Consider the following 19827-nt stretch of genomic DNA (forward strand, 5'->3'; position numbering starts at 1 on the left):
AAATGAATAAGATTGTAAAAAAAATAATTAAAAAAGCATTTGGAAAATTCGGCTATAAATTAAAAAAGATAGATGCGGATATTAAATTAGTGAATACAAACAATAAGGATTTTTTGTTATTTAATTTTTATACTACGTTAAAAAAATTCAATTTTTATCCAAAACATATTGTTGATATTGGCGCCAATCACGGTACATGGACCAGAGAAACCTTACAGTATTTTCCAGATGCGTATTACACTTTGGTGGAACCACAACATTGGCTAAAAGATTCATTTCAGGATATTCTAGAAACCAATCCTAAAGTACAGTTTTATCCTGTGGGCGTCGGCGAACAAGAAGGAGCCTTTCAATTTACGATTGTCGATAGAGATGACAGTTGTTCTTTTAGATATACCAAAAAAGAAGCTAAAGCCGCCGGATTTGAACAAATAGAAATTCCAGTAGTTACACTGAATGGATTATTATTAAATAGCGATTTACCTATACCAGATATTATAAAAATTGACGCAGAAGGTTTGGATATAGAGGTTTTGAAAGGCGCCAGCAATTTCCTTGGAAAAACCGAAATATTCATGGTTGAAGCAGGGGTAGTTAATAAATTATTTGATAACAGCTTTTTGAAATTAATTACTTTCATGGATGAAAACGGTTATCGATTATTTGAAATAACCGATTTGAACAGACCTTTACAACCGCAGGTTTTGTGGTTGGTAGAATTAGTATTTGTAAAAAAGAATGGATTTATTGACTCACAAGTAATCGTATAATGATAAACGTAACCAAAACTTTTTTGCCTCCTCAGGAAGAGTATCAAGAAATTTTGAAAAGAGCTTGGGATAATCATTGGATTACAAATCGGGGACCTTTGGTTCAAGAGTTAGAGGACAATCTATTGTCTTATTTAGTAACAGACCGTGTTGTGTTAACAACTAATGGCACCATTCCTTTACAAATTGCATTAAAAGTATTGGCAAAAGGAGGAGAGGTCATCACTACACCATTTTCTTATGTCGCCACTACAGCTGCTATTGTTTGGGAACATTGTACTCCCGTTTTTGTAGATATTCATCCGGAGTATTTAACTATTGATGAAACCAAAATTGAGGAAGCTATAACCGATAAAACGACAGCTATTTTAGCGACTCATGTTTTTGGTAATCCCTGTAATGTAGAAGCGATTGAAGCAATTGCTAAGAAACACAATTTGAAAATAATTTATGATGCTGCTCATGGTTTTGGAGTTACTTATAAAAATGTATCGATTTTTAATTATGGAGATGTAAGTACCTGTAGTTTTCATGCAACGAAACTATTTCATACGGGTGAAGGCGGAGCAATGTTTGCTTCAAATAAGGAATTACAACATCAACTTTTTTATAGTCATAATTTTGGACATAATGGTCCGTTAGCCTTTCATGGTGTGGGAATTAATGCTAAAATGTCCGAATTGCAAGCGGCTATGGGATTGACCATTTTGCCTCATATGTCGCAAATATTGAAACAACGCAAAGAAATTGTTGAATATTATAATACCAATATAGATTTTTTAAAACTTAAGAAGATTGTAATTAGGGAACATACACATTGGAATTATAGTTATTATCCCGTGATTTTTGAATCAGAAGAAAAATTGATTCAAGTGCAAGCCGCATTAAATCAAAATCAGATTTTTCCAAGAAGGTATTTTTATCCCTCATTAAATACTATAGGGTTTACAGAAAAGAAAACAATGCCTATTTCTGAATACGTTGCTGCTAGAGTTTTGTGTTTACCTCTGTATGCAGGACTTTCAAATAATGATGTAAAAACTATTGTTGATATACTAAATGGTGCTATTCTATGAAAATAGCGATTATGCAACCTTATTTATTTCCTTACATTGGTTATTTTCAATTAATAAATGCAGTAGATGAATTTGTAATATATGATAATATTGAATTTACAAAAAAAGGCTGGATCAATAGGAATAGAATTTTGATGCATGGCAAAGATGATTATTTTACTTTGCCATTAAAAAAAGACTCCGATTTTTTACATGTCAATCAAAGAAAAGTAGCAGAATCATACTCAAAAGATAGGGCTAAAATAATTGGTAGAATAGCGGAATTGTATAAAAAAGCACCGCAGTATAATGAGGTGTTTCCTTTAATTGAATCTATTTTCAATACTAACGAAGAGAATTTGTTTGACTTTATTTTTCATTCCTTGAAAAAAATTTCGCATTATTTAGAGATAAAAACTGAATTCATTGTTTCATCTTCAATTGCAATTAATCATTCTTTAAAATCGCAAGACAAAGTTATTGCTATTTGTAAAGAACTGCGTGCAACTAGTTATATAAACCCAATTGGGGGAACTGAACTCTATTCAAAAGATACTTTTAATAAAAATGATTTACAACTGAATTTTATAAAATCCAACACCATAGAATATCAACAGTTTGACAATGATTTCATACCGTCGCTTTCTATAATTGATGTTTTGTTTTTTAATTCAAGGGGAAAAATACAAGAATATTTAAATCAATATACAATTTTGTAATTTCACAGAAAATATAATAGAAGATAATGTTTAAATGGAATAAGTTAGGGAAAGTTTTTGACCCAAGTCAGATTGCGACTCCAGAATGGATGAATGAGTTTGCTCAAGCACCGTCCGTAGTACTATTTGAAAATTTTGTGAGAGTCTATTTTTCATGTAGACCAAAACCGGATCAAAATGGACAATATGTTAGCTATTCTGCCTATGTAGATTTAAATCGAAACAATCTTTTTGAAATTATAGACATAAGTAAAGAGCCTATTCTGGAATTAGGAAAGCTTGGTACTTTTGATGAATTTGGAACTTATCCTGCATCTGTTATAGAGGATGATGGAAAATATAAGGTTTATTATGGAGGATGGACACGATGTGAATCCGTACCCTTCAATGTTGCTATTGGAATAGGAATTAGCGATGATAATGGTAAAACTTTTAAAAAATTGGGAGATGGACCCATTCTTTCCTATTCGCCTGACGAACCTTTTATTTTAAGCGGGCCAAAAGTTAGAAAGTTCAATAGTATTTGGTATTTGTTTTATATTGGCGGTAGAAAGTGGATTCTTGATAATGGAAAACCGGAACCTATATATAAAATCCGAATGGCAACTTCAACAGATGGTATTCATTGGAATAAATTAAATAAAGATTTAATTTCAGATAGTATTGAGGAGAATGAAGCGCAAGCCAGCCCAGATGTCATCTTCCTAAACGGGAAATACCATATGTTTTTTTGTTATCGATATAGCACTAATTATAGGGGGAAAGAAAATGGTTATCGAATAGGATATGCTTTTTCGGATGATTTAGTCAATTGGACAAGAGATGATTCAAAAGTAGGCATCGATGTTTCCAAAGACGGTTGGGATTCTGAAATGATAAGTTATCCACATGTTTTTGAGTTGGATGGAGAAATTTATATACTTTATTTAGGAAATGGAGTTGGTAAATATGGTTTTGGTATTGCAAAATTAGAAGCAGAGTAATTTATGAAAATGAATTGGATTAAAAAAGGGAAACTGTTTGACCCAACACAATATAGTTTAGCCAACGGTTGTAAAGAATTTGCGCAATCGCCGCAAACCGTTGTGTTTGAAGATTTCGTTCGGATTTATTTTTCAACAAGAAAAAAAGATGAAGCAACAGGAAAATACTTAAGTTTTATTGCGTTTATTGATGTTGATAAAGACTTTGAAAACATATTGAACTCTTCGTCACAAGAAATAATTGCTTTAGGCGAACTGGGAACTTTCGATGAGCACGGAATTTTCCCCATTAACCTGCTAAAAGAAGAAAATAGAATTCTAGCATACAGTTGCGGATGGAATCGTAGAGTGAGTGTTTCTGTTGAAACTTCCATTGGATTGGCAATAAGCGAAGACGATGGGATTACTTTCAAGAAATACGGTAACGGTCCCATAGTGAGTTCTTCTTTAAAAGAACCCATTTTAGTTGGCGATGCATTTGTTCAAAAATATAATGAGGTATATCATATGTGGTATATTTTTGGGGTAAAATGGATGGTAGCTACAGAAACTGAACCAGAAGCTAGAGTGTATAAAATTGCACATGCCACATCCAAAAATGGAATTCAATGGAATAAAGAAGAGGGAATTCAAATTATTTCAGATAAATTAAACGAGAATGAATGTCAAGCTTTACCTACAGTTATAAAAATAGGTTCTCGTTATCATATGTATTTTTGTTATCGGGAAGCAACAGATTTTAGGAAAAATTCAAAAAGAAGCTATAAACTTGGATATGCTTATTCTGATGATTTGAAACATTGGACACGAGACGATGATAATTCTGGAATAACTACAACAGCCAATGATTGGGATTCGGATATGATGTGCTATCCACATATTTTTGAGTGCAATTCTAAAGTTCATTTATTGTACAATGGAAATGAATTCGGGAAATACGGATTTGGAATTGCCGAATTAGAGCAACAACCTTATAAATGAAATGGATGTGATTGATTATGAAATTAAAAAAGCCTCACAAAAAGATTTATATTTACATTTAGAAATGTGTGATCATTTGTTTGTGCCGTTATTAAGCGATAAAGTTAATCTTCACGATTATGCTCAAAAAATATATAAAAAATCGCAAACATTTGAAGCTTGGCACGATAAAAAATTAGTTGGTCTTATTGCAGTTTATTTTAATGATAGTCAATCAAAAAAAGGATATATAACCAATGTGAGTGTTTTAGAAAATTATATAAATAAAGGCATTGCAAGCCAATTGATTAAAATGACAAAAGAATATGCTAAAAATAATGATTTCACAAAGATTTCATTAGAAGTACATTCTAAAAATAAAAATGCAATTACACTATATAAAAAACAAGGGTTCGAAATAGAAAATAAAAAGGAAGAAGCTCTTTTTATGGAATTTAGAATTAAAAATAATTAGTATGAATATTCAAAGAGATTATAACCAAGAGCTAAAAGATACTGCTGATCATAAATATGCTTATAATTTTGATTTTGACGTCATGCATCCTTTTATGCTAAAATCTTTTATTCCTTTTTTTAAAGAAGGAAATTTTTTAGAATTGGGGAGCTTTAAAGGTGATTTTACTAGAAGATTTTTACCTTATTTTGAAGATATTACCTGTGTAGAAGCTTCCGACGAGGCTGTAAAAATGGCTAAAAATGAGTTTGGGGATAAGGTTAAGTTTGTAAATTCACTTTTTGAAACCGCAACACTTCCAACAAAATATGATAATATAGTTCTAACTCATGTTTTAGAACACATCAATGATCCAATTGCAGTTTTAAAACGGATTAATGACGAATGGTTGTCAGATCGTGGACGTTTTTTTCTAGTTTGTCCTAATGCAAATGCGCCATCAAGACAAATAGCAGTCAAAATGGGATTAATTACTCATAATACAGCTGTAACTCCTGCAGAAGCTGAGCATGGTCATAATATTACTTATACTTTAGACACCTTGGAGCGCGATGCAAAAGCTGCCGGACTTAATGTAGTATTACGTTCAGGGATTTTCTTTAAAGCATTGGCTAATTTTCAATGGGATCAATTATTGCAAACAGATATTATTTCTAATGACTACCTTGAAGGTTGCTACCAATTAGGACAACACTATCCTGATTTATGCTCGAGTATTTTCTTAATGTGTGAAAAAGGAAAATAAATTATGAATACGCCAATGCTTTCCGTATGTTTAATTACCTATAATCATGAAAATTATATTCGTCAGGCTATTGAAAGCGTATTGATGCAAAAGGTAGATTTTGATTGGGAATTGATTATTGCGGATGATTGTTCAACGGATAGAACAAGAGCGATTGTATTAGAATATAAGGAAAAACACCCCGATTTTATAAAATTAATTTTACAAGAAAAAAATGTGGGGCCTGCCAAAAACTGGTTAGATTTGATAGAGGCTCCAAAATCAAAATACATTGCTTATTTTGAGGGGGATGATTATTGGCTTGACCCTTTAAAACTTCAAAAACAAGTTCATTTCTTAGAAAATAATCAGGAGTACAATTTATGTCATTCGGATGTAAATATTATTGATCAGTATGGGCTAGTAAAAGAAAATACTTCGATGAAATTATGGAATTATAAAAATGATCATTTAGATTACCAATTTTCTATTTTTTATCCGATAGCATTTTCTTGTACAGCTGTTTTTAGGAATATAAATATAGGTAATAAGTTGCAAAAAAAAATTACTTCAGGCGATTGGATGTTGTGGATATTATTAACTCTTAAAGGAAATGCGAAATTTATTAATGAAAAATTAGCTGTTTATAGAACTGGCGTAGGAGTTTCCAATAATACTATTTGGCATAAAAATTTTGGTTACAGAACATTATTCTTATTGAACCAATTGTCATTCCATATTTCATTCAAAAAGAATTGCTGGTTGTTAAGAGGAGCAATTTATTTTTTCTTGATTTATATTTCCAGAATATTAAATATTACTCTTATTGCAAAAACAGCAAATAAGTTTAACTTTAAAACGACTAAAATAATGATTAAAAAAAATTAATGGAAGTATGAACACACCATTGCTTTCAGTATGTTTAATTACATATAATCATGAAAATTATATACGTCAAGCCATTGAAAGTGTTTTGATGCAAAAAGTAAATTTTGATTGGGAATTAATCATTGCTGAGGATTGCTCAACAGATACAACAAGAGCAATAGTGCTAGAATATAAGGAAAAATACCCCGATTTTATAAAATTAATTTTGCAGGAAAAAAATGTGGGTCCAGCTAAAAATTGGAAGAATTTAATTGAAACTCCAAAATCAAAATATATTGCCTATTTTGAAGGTGATGATTATTGGACAGACCCACTAAAACTGCAAAAACAAATTGATTTTCTGGAATTCAATCCTGATTATGTATTGTGTTTTCATCAGGTTAATCTTCTAAAACCCAATGGAGAAATTGTAGATGATTTTATCACTAAAGTGCCTGAAAATTATGAAACTATAGAGACGCTGGCTCGTTTAGGAAATTATATTCATACTCCGTCTGTCGTTTTCAGAAATATAATTATATCATTCCCTACTGAATTTGAACAATCACCAATGGGGGATTATTTTTTATACATGTTGTTAGCCCAAGACGGTAAACTGAAATATTTAAAAGAAAAAATGGCTATTTATAGGGAAGGTGTAGGGATTTGGAGTGCTAAATCTGAATATTTAAGGAATTTAAATACGGCCTATACGCACGCTTTGATAGTTAGTTGTAATCATTTTGACAATCCGGTTTCATTAGTATTACTTGATCGAATAAGTTTGTTTTTAAAAGCATATGAAAACCAAATTGGTAAAGAAAATTTAAATTTGTTAAATACATGCACTAAGGTAAATGACTGTATCTACAATTATTTTTTAAATAAAAATAAGACGAATCTTAGTGAAACGATACAAATGAAAAGCTCAAAAGAATTAATAAAAGAAGTGTTATTGCGAATAAAGAAACGTTTATGGAACAAATAACCCCTCTAGTTTCTGTAATAATACCCAATTATAATCACGAGAAATACTTAAGAGAACGTTTGAAAAGTGTTTTTAATCAAACCTATCCTAATTTTGAAGTGATTTTATTGGATGATTGCAGTACTGATTCCAGTCGAACCATACTCATGGAATATGAGAAAAATCCGAAAGTAAGTCATTGTTTATTTAATGAAACTAATTCGGGCAATACATTTATTCAATGGAACAAAGGAATATCTTTAGCAAAAGGAGATTATATCTGGATTGCCGAGTCAGATGATTTTTGTGAGCTAAATTTTGTGGAAGAATTGATTCAACCGTTAATTCAAGATGATCAAATAGTATTGTCTTATTGCCAATCAAATAGAGTTGATGAGTTTGGTACTTATACGGGGGATTGGTTAAATCATACGGATTGTCTTGATAAGACTTTCTTTTTGAAAAATTTTATTATAGAAGGCAATGAATTTGTCGAACGTTTTTTGATTTATAGAAACGTGATTCCTAATGCAAGCGCTGTTTTATTTAGAAAAAAGACTGCTCTTAATTTAGGGAAATTAGAAATGGATTCTTTTTTAAGATATTGTGGAGATTGGTTATTTTACGTTAAACTAATTACTAACAATAAAGTAGCCTTTAAAAGTACTGCTTTGAATTGTTATAGGTATCATTCAAAAAGTGTTATTACAATGGCACATAAAGCAGGAAAATTCGATTCCCATAATGATGTAGATATTAATATCAGAAAAAAAATGAAAGCTTTTTTCATGGATAAGAAATCAATCAATTTGTCTAATATTTTAAAAATAAATAAAAAAATAAGTAATGAATTGAAATATGAAAAAGCATTTTATTTAATCAGAAATCAAGAAAAAATTAAAGGATACCTAATCTTAATTTCAAATTTTACGGTATTTATCCGGAATTATAAATTCAAAAAAAATCTTGAATTAAAAATTAATAAAATGTTCTCTAAGTTTTTATACTGATGAAAAAAATACTATTTATATCCAATAATGCCTCCAGAACAGGAGCGCCTTATGTATTATTATTGTTTTTGAGATGGTTGAAGAAAGAAAATAAAAAAATTGAAATTCATATTCTTTTTTTAGAAGGGGGTGATTTACTAGAAGATTTTAAAGAAGTAGCTACTGTTTGTTATAACTATAGTGACATATTAATTAAGAAGCCATTCCTAAATAGAGTGTTTTCTTATGCGCGGCAGAAAATAAATAAAAATAATACTAGAAAAGATCGCTATATAAAAAAGATTGCCAATCAGCAATATGATATCATTTATGCCAATACTATTGCTACTGTCTCGTTTGCTACAATTTTAAAAAGGCAATGTAGCAATCAACCAAAATTGATTGCCCATATTCATGAATTGAATACAACAATCAAAGAGTATTTGCCCAATTTCAATGAATATGTTCACCAAATTGATTTGTTTGTATCAGTTTCTCAACTTGTTATACAAAATTTAAACACAGAGTGGGACGTTAACCCATTAAAGAATCATCTTGTTTATGCTTTTTCTGGTAAAGAGGCAAATAAGGCAAATAATCATAAAAAGGTTTTCGAAGTTGGTGCATCAGGTATGGTGTATTGGAGAAAAGGGGATGATTTATTTATTCAAGTTGCCAATTATTTAAAAATTAGGTACCCAGAAATTAAAATTAAATTTACGTGGGTCGGGCAAATTTACAATAGACAAAGAAATATTGTAGAAGCCGATTTAGAAAAGGCAAATCTAAAAGACACCGTTTTTTTTATCGGAGAGCAAAGTACACCGGAAAATTATTATAAGAATTTTGATGTTTTTTTGATGACATCAAGAGAAGATCCTTTCCCTTTGGTTTGTATTGAGGTTGGAAAATTAGGGATTCCTATTATTTGTTTTGAAAAAGCGACAGGGACAGCAGAAGTGTTAGTTGATGGGGGTGGTTTTATAGTTCCTTATCTAGATATTGTAGCAATGGCTGAAAAAGTCGTTTTGTATTATAACGATAGGGCGTTGAGAAACAAGGACGGAGATCTAAATAGAGTAAATTTTTCAAAGTTTACTGTTGATAACATGGGAGAAAAAATATTGAATTGTATTGAAAGTGTATGATAGCTTTCTTCTTTTTTAACACTATTTATATTGCTGTAAATTTTATTCTTTCATATAATTAAAAAACCCTCTTTTGGGTTTTTAATAAAAATTAGAAATGCTGGCCATTGCAATTCCCTATTATAAACTTACTTTTTTTGAGGCTACCCTCACTTCGCTTGCCAATCAAACAGATAAACGATTTAAAGTCTATATTGGCAATGATGCAAGTCCCGAAGATCCTTTGTTTTTGCTGGATCAATACAAAGGAAAATTAGATTTTAATTATTATAAATTTGAAGAAAATCTGGGTAGTAAATCTCTTGTAAAACAATGGGATCGTTGTCTTTCCATGACGGAGCAGGAAGAATGGATCATGGTGCTTTGCGATGATGATACGTTGAGTACGAATTGTGTAGCTGAATTTTACGAATCCTTACCTAAAATTGATGGTGGCAATTGCAATGTGGTTCGTTTTGCCACGTTAGTAAAACAGATGAGGCTAAAAAAGATCTCTAGTCTGTATGAGCATCCTGAACTTGAAAAAGCAACGGATTTTATGTACAGACGTATGACCAATTCCACTCGCAGTTCATTGTCTGAATATATTTTTAGAAAAGATATGTATATGCGCTATGGTTTTTTTGACTATTTCCTAGCTTGGCATTCTGATGATAGAGCTTGGCTTGAATTTTCGGAATTTAAATATATCTACTCTATTAATACAGCCCACGTATGTTTTAGACTAAGTGAGGAAAATATTTCCAGGAGTGATTTTATGATTAAGGAAAAAAATCAAGCTACTTTAGCATTTTATAACTTTGTTATATTTAAACATATTTTAAAATTTAAACGTTTTCAACGAAAAGAACTTTTACTCGTTTATGAACAATTTATTTATAAGATAAATAAAGGTAATTTTAGTTTTTTTATTCGCGTTTTTGTCCTGCTATTTATTAATTTATATTTTGTGCAATCCATAAAATTTGCAAGACGACTTTTAATCCATTTACATAAGAATGCTCAAAGATCCTAAAATTTCCATTATTATTCCGGTTTATAATCGGGAGCATTTGATAAGCTATACTTTAGACAGCATTATTGAGCAATCATTTATAGATTGGGAATGTATTCTAGTAGATGATCATAGCACCGATAATTCATTCGCAGTTATGGAACTGTATCAAAAAAAAGACCCTCGTTTTAAAGCCTACAGAAGACCAAATAAACTAAAAAAAGGAGCCAATGCATGCCGTAATTTTGGATTTACAAAATCTATAGCCCCAGCCATAAAATGGTTTGATAGTGATGACATCATGCTTCCTGATCATTTAAACATTGCATATCAAACATTAATTGAAAAGAATTTGGATTTTGTAGTTACGGATACTATAAATTTTGATCATGATACTAGTGCACTTTTGGACAAACCTTATTCTTTTGACAGGACTAAAGAAAATATAACTGCTGAAAATCTTGCTCATATACGAATTGGTTGGATAACAAATGATTTTTTGGGTAGCCGAAAAATTGTTGATTCTGTAAGGTTTAATGAAAATATTACTGATGGAGATGAGTATAATTTTTTTATAAAAGTATTACAGAATGAAGTAAAAGGAGCATTTATAGGTCAAATTTTAACACATAGAAGAATACACACCGATTGTATTTCTTTCAAGAATAAGCAAAATAATATCAATTACATGTCAATATTAACTATTTTAAAATATCAGACAGCAAATGATTTAGTGGTCTATAATAATAAAGCACTCATCCGGTGGTTTTTATCTGGCTATATGCGTATTTCCTTTGATTTAGCTTTGGCGCAAACCGACCTGCCGTATAAAAAGGAGGCTTTTAAATTAATTTGTAAATACCATTCTGTTAAGAAGGGTAGTGCTTTTTTAGTTGCGCTATTTTTAGGAAGCCATTTTAAAAAAGGATATAACATTATGAAATATGCACGAAAATAAATTAAACAGTACCTCTCTTGTTTCAATTATCCTCCCTGTTTATAACGGGGAAAAATTCTTGGCAGAATCTATCGAAAGTTGCCTAAATCAATCGTATCAAAATATCGAATTGATTATTGTAAATGATTGTTCGACTGACACTACTCTAGAAATTGCTAATTTTTATGCTTTAAAAAATGATAGAATAACTATCATCAATAATTCTGTAAACAAAAAACTTCCAGCAAGTTTAAATATTGGTCACAACAAAGCTAAAGGGGATATTATAACTTGGACCAGCGATGATAATAAATATGAACTGAATGCAGTAGAGGTCATGTTAAAAAACCTTTTAGAAAAGAATGCTGATATCGTGTATTGTGATATTATGATAATTGATCACAAGTGCGAAAAAGTTAGGGATGTTGAGTTTCCCACTATTGAAAATATAATATTCCGGAATTATATTGGTTCCTGTTTTCTATACAGAAAAGAAGTTTTTGAAAGAAATAAAGGGTATAATGAAAATTATTTTTTAGCTGAAGACTATGATTTTTGGTTGAGGGCTATAGCGCATAGCCGCTTTTACCAGCTTAGAAAAAAACTGTACAATTATAGAAAACATGATACCAGTTTAACACATCAGATTGCTTTTAATGATGAAAAGAAACAAGTGTGGAATGAGAACGTAGTTAAAATGTATGACGGTTTTTCAAAAACATTCGTAAAAACTGATTATTTAATTATTTCAGAGTTTTTAGCCAAATCGTTAAACTATCAAAAAATACCATTTGAATGGATTATAGAAAATGAAAGTATAATTGACCAATTTAAACAGAAGCTCTCTCAGAATGTTAATTTCCAGAATAAGGATGTAATTGAAAAAATATTTTTAAGTAAAATAATTTATTTAATGACAATAGATCAGGGTTTGAAAACCAATCTTTCCAAATCTTTTTATATTGTAAAAAAATACGGTTTGTTTTTGGATAAAAAAGCGATCAAAACGTTAATCAAATATTCATTTTTTAAGAAATAATGATTCCAAAAGTGAGCATAATAATGGCGACCTATAACAGGTCACAATATATATTAGAATCGATACTGTCAATACAAAATCAAACATTTAAGGATTGGGAATGTCTTATTATTGATGATGGCGGAACTGATCATACACAGGAAATTTTAGCGCCTATCTTAGATAAAGATCCAAGGTTTCAATATCTTTTTAGAACTCCAAAGTATGAAAAAGGATTACCAGGAAGCAGGAATTATGGTTTAGACCTTGCCCAAGGAGATTATATCATTTTTTTTGATGATGATGATATAGCACATCCGCAAAACTTAGAATTATGCGTGTTAGAATTATCCAAAAACGATATTTCTTTTTGCAGATATATAAGGGTTGGTTTTACTGGTGATTTTGTTTGTAATTTTGATTACTCAAAAGAATATACTAGCTTTTATATCGATAGCAGTGATATCAATAAAATATTAAAAAACGAACTGCAATTTAATTCTTGTGCCGTGATGTGGACAAAAGAATGTTATGCCAGTCATCGCTATATCGAGCATTTAAGGTACGCAGAAGAATGGGAAGTTTATGCACGCATCATAACTTCGGTAAAAAGAGGAATATCTATTAATAAAATTCTTTATTATGGAAGAAAACATAACGTTTCTGTTACCGGAGATTTTGGAAATAGAAATTTAAGCAGTTTAGCATCTTATACCGATGCTATTCAGTTGGTAATTGCCAATTTGAAAGAAAAAAAAATGTTGTCTAGTGAGATAATTCGTTATTTTATTCAGGTTTCTTTGCAATACAAAGAATATGACTTGTTTGAAAGAATTCTAAATACCTTAGCATTACCAAAAATAGAAGAATTGAAATGGAGATTGTTTTATCTTCATTTACCGTTACGTTTATTTTTTTACGGAATTTACATGAGAAAATATAAAGAATAGAAAATGAAAATTCTTCTTTGTTTCGGCACCCGACCTGAAGCTATTAAAATGGCACCTCTTTTCCATGAATTGCGTAAGAGCAAATTCGATGTTAAAGTTTGTGTTACTGCTCAGCATAGGAAAATGCTGGACCAGGTATTGGAGTTTTTTGCAATTACTCCGGATTATGATTTAGATTTAATGCAACAAAATCAAAGTTTAAATAGTTTGAGTGCAAGCATTTTAGAGAAGATTGATGCCGTTTTGTTAAAAGAAAAACCAGATTTAGTTTTGGTACACGGAGATACTACAACCTCATCGATGGTTTCTTTGGCAGCATTTCATCTAGGATTAAAGGTGGGGCATGTCGAAGCTGGACTGCGAACGTACAATAAGCTATCTCCTTTTCCGGAAGAGCTCAACAGGCAGTTAGTCAGTCGGATAGCGGACATCCATTTTACACCAACTTTGAGAGCGACACAGAATTTGTTGGAAGAAGGAATTGATAGGAAATCTATTGTTCAGGTAGGCAATACAGTTGTGGATGCTTTGTTTTGGACCTTAGACAAAATAAAAGAGAAAAGTTATACTAATAATGAAATAGCACTTCTTAACAATAATATTTCTTTTGATAAGAAAATGATTTTAGTTACGGGCCATCGAAGAGAAAGTTTTGGTGATGGCTTTAAAAATTTGTGCGAAGCGCTGCTGACTATTTCAGAAAGGAAGGATGTTATAATAGTGTATCCGGTTCATTTAAATCCAAATGTTAAGAGAACTGTTTATGAGTTATTGTCAAATAGAGATAATATTTATTTAATAGATCCTATATCTTATCCAGCTTTTGTATGGGTGATGAAGCAGTCTTATCTCATCGTTACAGATTCTGGAGGGATTCAGGAAGAAGCTCCATCCCTAGGTAAGCCTATTCTTGTCACTCGTACCGTTTCAGAAAGACCGGAAGGAATAGAAGCTGGTTTTTCAATTTTGGTTGGAACAGATAAAAAAAAGATCATCACTGCTGTTAATGCTATTTTAGATAATTTAAAAGATTTTGAACAAAGAACAAACCCTTATGGAAATGGTGATGCGTCAGAAAAAATTGTGGCCTATTTATCAAATCAATTCAATAATTAACTCATTTAAATGAACTTTTTAGTAATTGCACAAGATTTAAGAGTGTCAGGGACAAGCGAAGGGATTGTTTCCCGTTCCTTTATAGGTAAACTAAAAAGGGTATATCCCGATGCTGTTATAGACCTGCATTATTTTATGTCTTATACACATAGTTATAATAAAGAATTATTGCCTTTAAATAGTATTACTGAATATCTGGTTAACAGGAAACCATCATTAGGGTTAAAAATTATAAATGCGATTTACAGGAGGGTGTTTATAAAGTCTTTGTATAAAACTTTTGTGATTAATCAGTATAGAAAACCTCTTTCCAAGATTAAATATGAGAACTATGATTTAATTTTTGTAAGAAGTTCAGGTTTAGAATATGAAACTATTATAGCGTTGAAAAACCTGCCCATTCTTTCTAAGTCAATTATAAATTTTCATGATCCGTATCCTTTCTTTTTTGATACCAGTTGTCCAAACCCCTTAACAAAAAAACATCTTATAGATTTTTATGAAATGTATGGGATTGTCAAAAACGCTTTTGCGTGCCTTACACCGTCAAAACTGCTTTCAAAGGATTTACAGCTTGTTTATGGGAATCAAAAGAAGTTTTACACCTTACCTCATCAATACGATAATTCGGTATTTGACTTGACAGATGCATCTCAAATTCGTAAAAAGGAGAAACCTATGTCCATTTCCTATCATGGAGGTTTGCATTATGGACGTGATATAGATATTTTGATTGATGCCTATGTTGATTTGATAAAAACAAATAGCTATTTGCTAGGGCAAACAGAACTAGTTCTTCGTTTGAAAAGTTCAGATAATAAAAGATTAAAAGAAAAGTATCATTCTTTCAATACGGTAATTATTTTGGATGGATTGGATTTCTCCAATTCAGCCAACGAGCAAATTCAAGAAGCAGATATTCTTATACTTTTAGAGAGCACTTTTGAATACAGTAATATTTTGCTTGGTAAGGCTCCTTTTGTCGCTTCTCTTGAAAAACCTATTTTAGCACTATTGCCCGAAGCCTGTGAATTGCGCAGCATTATTAAAAATGAAAATTATATCGCTAAAAGTAACGATACGGAAGATGTTAAAATGAAATTAGAAGCGCTAATTATAAAAACATTGGGATCTAATGATTCGCTGCATACTTGTGAAGATTATTTTGGAGATGATAATTTTAAAGAAATACTTAGTACGATTTTAACGGATTTAAAATAAAAATGATGCATCGATCAAAAGGGATTATTATAAGAAGCTTAGTCGGTAAGTCAATTATTAACGGAAATCTCGAAAATTTGTTTCTTGGTTTCTAATTAATTTGATAAATGCGAATAGGTAATAACCCTCATAAAGATAAAGTGATAGCCCAATCAGACTACCTGCATCAGGTAGTTATTCCTGTTTATATACCCCATCAAGATGGGTATTTTAGGGACAGCCTAAAAATTTTTCAATTATGCTTGCAATCGCTATTGAACACAGTTCATCACAAAACCTATATAACTATTGTCAACAATGGAAGTTGTAAAATGGTTATGGAATATCTAGACAAAGTTTACGATGAAGGTAAAGTACAGGAACTCATTCATACTGAAAACATAGGGAAATTGAATGCAGTGCTGAAAGGTCTTGCAGGGAATAATATTGAGTTGGTAACCATTACAGATGCCGATGTGTTATTTTTAGATAATTGGCAGTTTGAGACGACCAAAGTATTTAGAGCACTCCCAAAAGCAGGGGTGGTGGGTATCGTACCCCAATTTAATATGTTTAAAAATAAGTGTGGAAATGTAATTTTTGACAATTTGTTTAATAAAAAGCTGAAATTTATTCCTACACACTCCCCAGAAGGATTGATTCGTTTTTATGACAGTATCGGTTGGGACAGGAGTTATAATAAAGATTATCTGAAATACGGTTTAGGACTGGAACAGAATAATAGCACTGTTTTATTAGGTTCAGGACATTTTGTAGCGACTTATAAAAAACAAATGTTCCAGGAAATGAAAACCTACTTAAATTATAAATTAGGAGGAGATTCAGAAGATTATCTCGATTCGGTACCGTTGAAATATGATTATTGGAGAGTCACAACGTATGATAACTATGCCTATCACATGGGGAATATTTTCGAAGATTGGATGTCTGAAATCATGCACGAGGTCAATATTAGGAATGAAATGGATTCCGATTTTGCCCAAAACAAAGTCGCTAACACTTTTATTGTTGCCGTAAAGAACACAGTGTTTCTTAAATTTTTTGGAAGCGATTTTATTTCCAGGCTATTTTACCGATGGAAAAAATTGCCTAAAGCAATGATTAAAAACTATTCTACAATTGCTCCAGTTCCTACGTCGAGATAGAATGATAACATTATGATTGTTCCATTTTCAGGAATAGTATTAACAAGAGATAGTGCATGAAGAATTATATTCCGGGTTTGAATGGTCTGAGAGCTATTGCCGTTTTTTTAGTCATTTTGTCCCATCGTTTGCCCGTTGGGCATTTTTTTTTAAAATTTCCAATTGGGGATTATGGTGTTACCTTGTTTTTTGTTTTGAGTGGTTTTTTGATCTCAAGATTGCTTTTTTTTCAAATTCAAAACCAATCTGTTAATGAAATTTCTAATTTTAGAATTCTGAAAAAATTCATTTTGAGAAGAAGTTTGCGTATTTTTCCTATTTATTATTTGTTGCTTTTTTTTATGTATTTTACGGATGGTATTATTGGGAATCGTTTTCGAGAACATTTTTCATGGTATTTCTTCTACGGTGCGAACTATCTAAATTATACAACGGATAAGTGGTATGCCAGTTTGGCTCATCTATGGTCGCTTTCCGTGGAGGAACAGTTTTATCTTCTATGGCCTGTATGTTTAGTCTTTATTTTTAAAAATAGCCTTTTGCAGTTTCTTGGCTTTGTTATTTTGCTGGGAACTGTTTATCCGTTCTTTTTTGACGGCAATGCTGCAATACTGACTGTAAGTTGTGTGAATGCTTTTGGTATAGGAGCTTTACTTGCTTATGTCGAAATTCAACGACCCGATTGGATTTTGTTTTTTAACTTAGGTCTGAAATGGCTATTTGTTCCGACATTAGGTTTGCTACTTACTAACTACTTGATTTTTAGAATTCCTTATTTTTCGGAGAGATTGGCTATTTCTATATTGTCTATAACCTTGATTTCATTTTGCCGTTTTCATAGTAAGCATTTCATAGTTCAACAAGTTCTCGAGAACAGAATTTTAGAATTTGTCGGTTTAATTAGTTACGGCATTTACCTCTATCATAATATTCTTCCTAAATATTGGACGTGGGGACTTCAGCAGATGGATATTAAAACCCCGAGTTCTTTAGGACAATTTTCATATTTTGAATTTGTTTTGCAAACTTTATTTTTAGTTTTTTTGAGCCACTTATCGTGGATTATAGTAGAAAAACCGATTTTGAAATTAAAAAAATATGTGGCTTATTAGCAATATTAGGGTTAGTTAAGAAAAAAAGTAATTTAAATGTCTGTTAAGAAATAATGTTCTAAGTTAGAAAAGTAAGTAATGAAAGAAAAAATATTTTCCATTCTCATAAGCACCAAAAACCGATTAGAGGATTTGGCTTTTACATAAGTATGTTTTTGTATATTTGTAATTCAAAAGGAAGAATTATGACAACTATAACCATTAATGAGCGTACTAAAGCAGGTAAAATAGTATTAGAACTTGCCAAAATACTTTCTGTTTCAAACAAAGGTGTTGCAATTGAACCAAAAGAAGTAGCGAAACCCGCTTCAAAGGCAAAAGAAGAAGGCACTTACGATCCAAAGTTTGTTGCAATGATAAAAAAGAGAATTGCAAATGAAAAATTTACTCCTATACATACAAAATCTATATGGGAAAGTATCTAGTCAATTTTTCTGAAAGTGCAGTAAAAGAACTTGCCAAACATAAAAAAGCTGGAAACAAAGCCATTAATAACAAAATAGATAAAATATTTAACGAATTAAAAGAGACTCCGTTTATAGGAGAGGGACACCCTGAACCATTGAAGTACAGTTTGACAGGGTTGTGGTCGAGACGAATCAACAAAGAACACAGAATGGTTTATTGTGTTGATGAGAATAGTGTAACTGTTTATGTTGCTTCGGCAATGGGACATTACAATATCAAATAATGAAATTAATTCAACCCACTTTCTCCATCCTCATTTCCACCAAAAATCGCCTAACCGATTTGGCTTTTACCTTGGATAAAATCAAGTATCTCTTAACGCAGGATGGTGTGGAATGCGTTGTTTTTGACGATGGTTCCTCCGATGGTACTCATGAATATGTGAAAGAAAACTTTCCCGATATACAACTCCAAAGAAATGTGGTCTCCAAAGGCTATATTTTTTGCAGGAACAAAATGCTTAATGAAACCCAATCAGAATTTGCTATTTCATTGGATGATGATGCTCATTTTATTACGGATAACCCATTAGCCATTTTAAAAGCTCATTTTGATGCGAATTCGGTTTGTGGACTTATTGCGATGCGTATTTTTTGGGGATTGCGTGAACCTATTTCCAAATTATCAAAAGAAAAATCAAGTCGGGTACAAGGATTTGTGGGTTGTGCACATATCTGGCGAATGAAAGCTTGGCGTACTATTCCCAACTATCCCGAATGGTTTGTCTTTTATGGGGAGGAAGATTTTGCGGCTATCCAATTATTCAAAAAAAACTGGGAAATCCAGTATCTGTCGGAAGTCTTAGTCAATCATAGAGTAGATGTGAAATCCAGAAAAACCAATGATGATTACACCATTAGGTTGAGAAGTTCATTGCGTTCCGGTTGGTATTTGTTTTTCTTGTTTTATCCCATTACCACTATCCCAAGAAAAATGACGTATTCGATTTGGACTCAATTCAGGCTAAAAGTATTTAAAGGTGATTTAAAAGTTTTAAAAATTATAGGTTTGGCATTATACGATTTACTTTGTGCAATGCCCAAAGTAATGAAACACAGCAATCGCTTGTCGCAGAAAGAATACGATTCTTATCAAAAATTGGAAGCTGCAAAAATATATTGGCAGCCAGAAAAATAAAGAATCATACAATTCAATAACCTTAAAAGAAGATTCTTATTTAGTATCAAAAGAAAATTTCGATTATTTGTT

General features: G+C 31.3%; 22 protein-coding genes. All 22 read left to right on the top strand.

Annotated elements, in window-relative coordinates:
* Positions 1-2 precede the first annotated feature (2 nt).
* The 22 genes from ACFX5D_RS01660 to ACFX5D_RS01765 all read left to right on the top strand — a co-directional run bounded on the left by ACFX5D_RS01660 (position 3) and on the right by ACFX5D_RS01765 (position 19755).
* The gene (locus tag ACFX5D_RS01660; protein ID WP_379856531.1) at positions 3-770 is read left to right on the top strand and encodes an FkbM family methyltransferase; all 768 of its coding nucleotides are present in this window, start codon (positions 3-5) and stop codon (positions 768-770) included.
* Entirely contained in the window at positions 770-1846 is a 1077-nt protein-coding gene (locus ACFX5D_RS01665) for a DegT/DnrJ/EryC1/StrS family aminotransferase (RefSeq protein ID WP_379856532.1), read from the top strand. Before ACFX5D_RS01660 ends, ACFX5D_RS01665 begins: the two co-directional genes overlap by 1 nt.
* Positions 1843-2544: a WbqC family protein gene (locus ACFX5D_RS01670; RefSeq protein WP_379856533.1), complete on the top strand. Its 702-nt coding sequence runs from the start codon at positions 1843-1845 to the stop codon at positions 2542-2544. The genes ACFX5D_RS01665 and ACFX5D_RS01670 overlap by 4 nt, the downstream gene beginning before the upstream one ends.
* Positions 2545-2570: 26 nt before the next feature.
* A complete protein-coding gene (locus ACFX5D_RS01675) occupies positions 2571-3527 on the top strand; it encodes a glycoside hydrolase family protein (protein WP_379856534.1) in 957 nt (318 codons plus the stop codon).
* A 9-nt stretch (positions 3528-3536) separates the two neighbouring features.
* Complete coding sequence (locus tag ACFX5D_RS01680; protein ID WP_379856535.1) at positions 3537-4508, top strand: hypothetical protein; 972 nt, start codon at positions 3537-3539, stop codon at positions 4506-4508.
* 1 nt (position 4509) lies between these two features.
* On the top strand, positions 4510-4962 hold the full coding sequence (locus ACFX5D_RS01685) for a GNAT family N-acetyltransferase (protein WP_379856536.1): 453 nt from the start codon (positions 4510-4512) through the stop codon (positions 4960-4962).
* A 1-nt stretch (position 4963) separates the two neighbouring features.
* Positions 4964-5707, top strand: a complete 744-nt coding sequence (locus ACFX5D_RS01690) for a class I SAM-dependent methyltransferase (RefSeq protein WP_379856537.1) — start codon at positions 4964-4966, stop codon at positions 5705-5707.
* A 3-nt stretch (positions 5708-5710) separates the two neighbouring features.
* Positions 5711-6574 (top strand): glycosyltransferase, encoded by an 864-nt coding sequence (locus ACFX5D_RS01695; RefSeq protein ID WP_379856538.1) that lies wholly within the window; start codon positions 5711-5713, stop codon positions 6572-6574.
* 7 nt (positions 6575-6581) lie between these two features.
* The gene (locus ACFX5D_RS01700; RefSeq protein WP_379856539.1) at positions 6582-7541 is read left to right on the top strand and encodes a glycosyltransferase; all 960 of its coding nucleotides are present in this window, start codon (positions 6582-6584) and stop codon (positions 7539-7541) included.
* The gene (locus ACFX5D_RS01705) at positions 7529-8530 is read left to right on the top strand and encodes a glycosyltransferase family 2 protein (RefSeq protein ID WP_379856540.1); all 1002 of its coding nucleotides are present in this window, start codon (positions 7529-7531) and stop codon (positions 8528-8530) included. The genes ACFX5D_RS01700 and ACFX5D_RS01705 overlap by 13 nt, the downstream gene beginning before the upstream one ends.
* Complete coding sequence (locus ACFX5D_RS01710) at positions 8530-9657, top strand: glycosyltransferase family 4 protein (protein WP_379856541.1); 1128 nt, start codon at positions 8530-8532, stop codon at positions 9655-9657. Before ACFX5D_RS01705 ends, ACFX5D_RS01710 begins: the two co-directional genes overlap by 1 nt.
* Before the next feature lie 97 nt (positions 9658-9754).
* Complete coding sequence (locus tag ACFX5D_RS01715; RefSeq protein ID WP_379856542.1) at positions 9755-10672, top strand: glycosyltransferase; 918 nt, start codon at positions 9755-9757, stop codon at positions 10670-10672.
* The gene (locus ACFX5D_RS01720) at positions 10656-11609 is read left to right on the top strand and encodes a glycosyltransferase family 2 protein (protein WP_379856543.1); all 954 of its coding nucleotides are present in this window, start codon (positions 10656-10658) and stop codon (positions 11607-11609) included. Before ACFX5D_RS01715 ends, ACFX5D_RS01720 begins: the two co-directional genes overlap by 17 nt.
* Positions 11596-12627, top strand: coding sequence for a glycosyltransferase family 2 protein (locus tag ACFX5D_RS01725; RefSeq protein ID WP_379856544.1), 1032 nt, complete (start codon positions 11596-11598; stop codon positions 12625-12627). Before ACFX5D_RS01720 ends, ACFX5D_RS01725 begins: the two co-directional genes overlap by 14 nt.
* An 11-nt stretch (positions 12628-12638) precedes the next feature.
* Positions 12639-13556 carry a glycosyltransferase family 2 protein gene (locus ACFX5D_RS01730; protein ID WP_379856545.1) on the top strand — a complete coding sequence of 306 codons (918 nt, stop codon included), beginning with the start codon at positions 12639-12641 and terminating at the stop codon, positions 13554-13556.
* Positions 13557-13559: 3 nt separating this feature from the next.
* Positions 13560-14672 carry a non-hydrolyzing UDP-N-acetylglucosamine 2-epimerase gene (wecB, locus tag ACFX5D_RS01735; RefSeq protein WP_379856546.1) on the top strand — a complete coding sequence of 371 codons (1113 nt, stop codon included), beginning with the start codon at positions 13560-13562 and terminating at the stop codon, positions 14670-14672.
* Positions 14673-14681: 9 nt separating this feature from the next.
* Positions 14682-15893: a glycosyltransferase family protein gene (locus ACFX5D_RS01740; protein ID WP_379856547.1), complete on the top strand. Its 1212-nt coding sequence runs from the start codon at positions 14682-14684 to the stop codon at positions 15891-15893.
* A 107-nt stretch (positions 15894-16000) separates the two neighbouring features.
* On the top strand, positions 16001-17038 hold the full coding sequence (locus ACFX5D_RS01745) for a glycosyltransferase family A protein (RefSeq protein WP_379856548.1): 1038 nt from the start codon (positions 16001-16003) through the stop codon (positions 17036-17038).
* Positions 17039-17094: 56 nt separating this feature from the next.
* Positions 17095-18150 (top strand): acyltransferase family protein, encoded by a 1056-nt coding sequence (locus ACFX5D_RS01750; protein WP_379856549.1) that lies wholly within the window; start codon positions 17095-17097, stop codon positions 18148-18150.
* Between the two features lie 185 nt (positions 18151-18335).
* A complete protein-coding gene (locus ACFX5D_RS01755) occupies positions 18336-18575 on the top strand; it encodes a hypothetical protein (protein ID WP_379856550.1) in 240 nt (79 codons plus the stop codon).
* Complete coding sequence (locus ACFX5D_RS01760) at positions 18560-18841, top strand: Txe/YoeB family addiction module toxin (RefSeq protein ID WP_379856551.1); 282 nt, start codon at positions 18560-18562, stop codon at positions 18839-18841. The genes ACFX5D_RS01755 and ACFX5D_RS01760 overlap by 16 nt, the downstream gene beginning before the upstream one ends.
* Positions 18841-19755: a glycosyltransferase family 2 protein gene (locus tag ACFX5D_RS01765; protein WP_379856552.1), complete on the top strand. Its 915-nt coding sequence runs from the start codon at positions 18841-18843 to the stop codon at positions 19753-19755. Before ACFX5D_RS01760 ends, ACFX5D_RS01765 begins: the two co-directional genes overlap by 1 nt.
* Positions 19756-19827: the final 72 nt, after the last annotated feature.

Origin of the sequence: Flavobacterium fructosi (genome assembly GCF_042787335.1) — a bacterium.
In the GTDB taxonomy this organism is placed as follows: domain Bacteria; phylum Bacteroidota; class Bacteroidia; order Flavobacteriales; family Flavobacteriaceae; genus Flavobacterium; species Flavobacterium fructosi.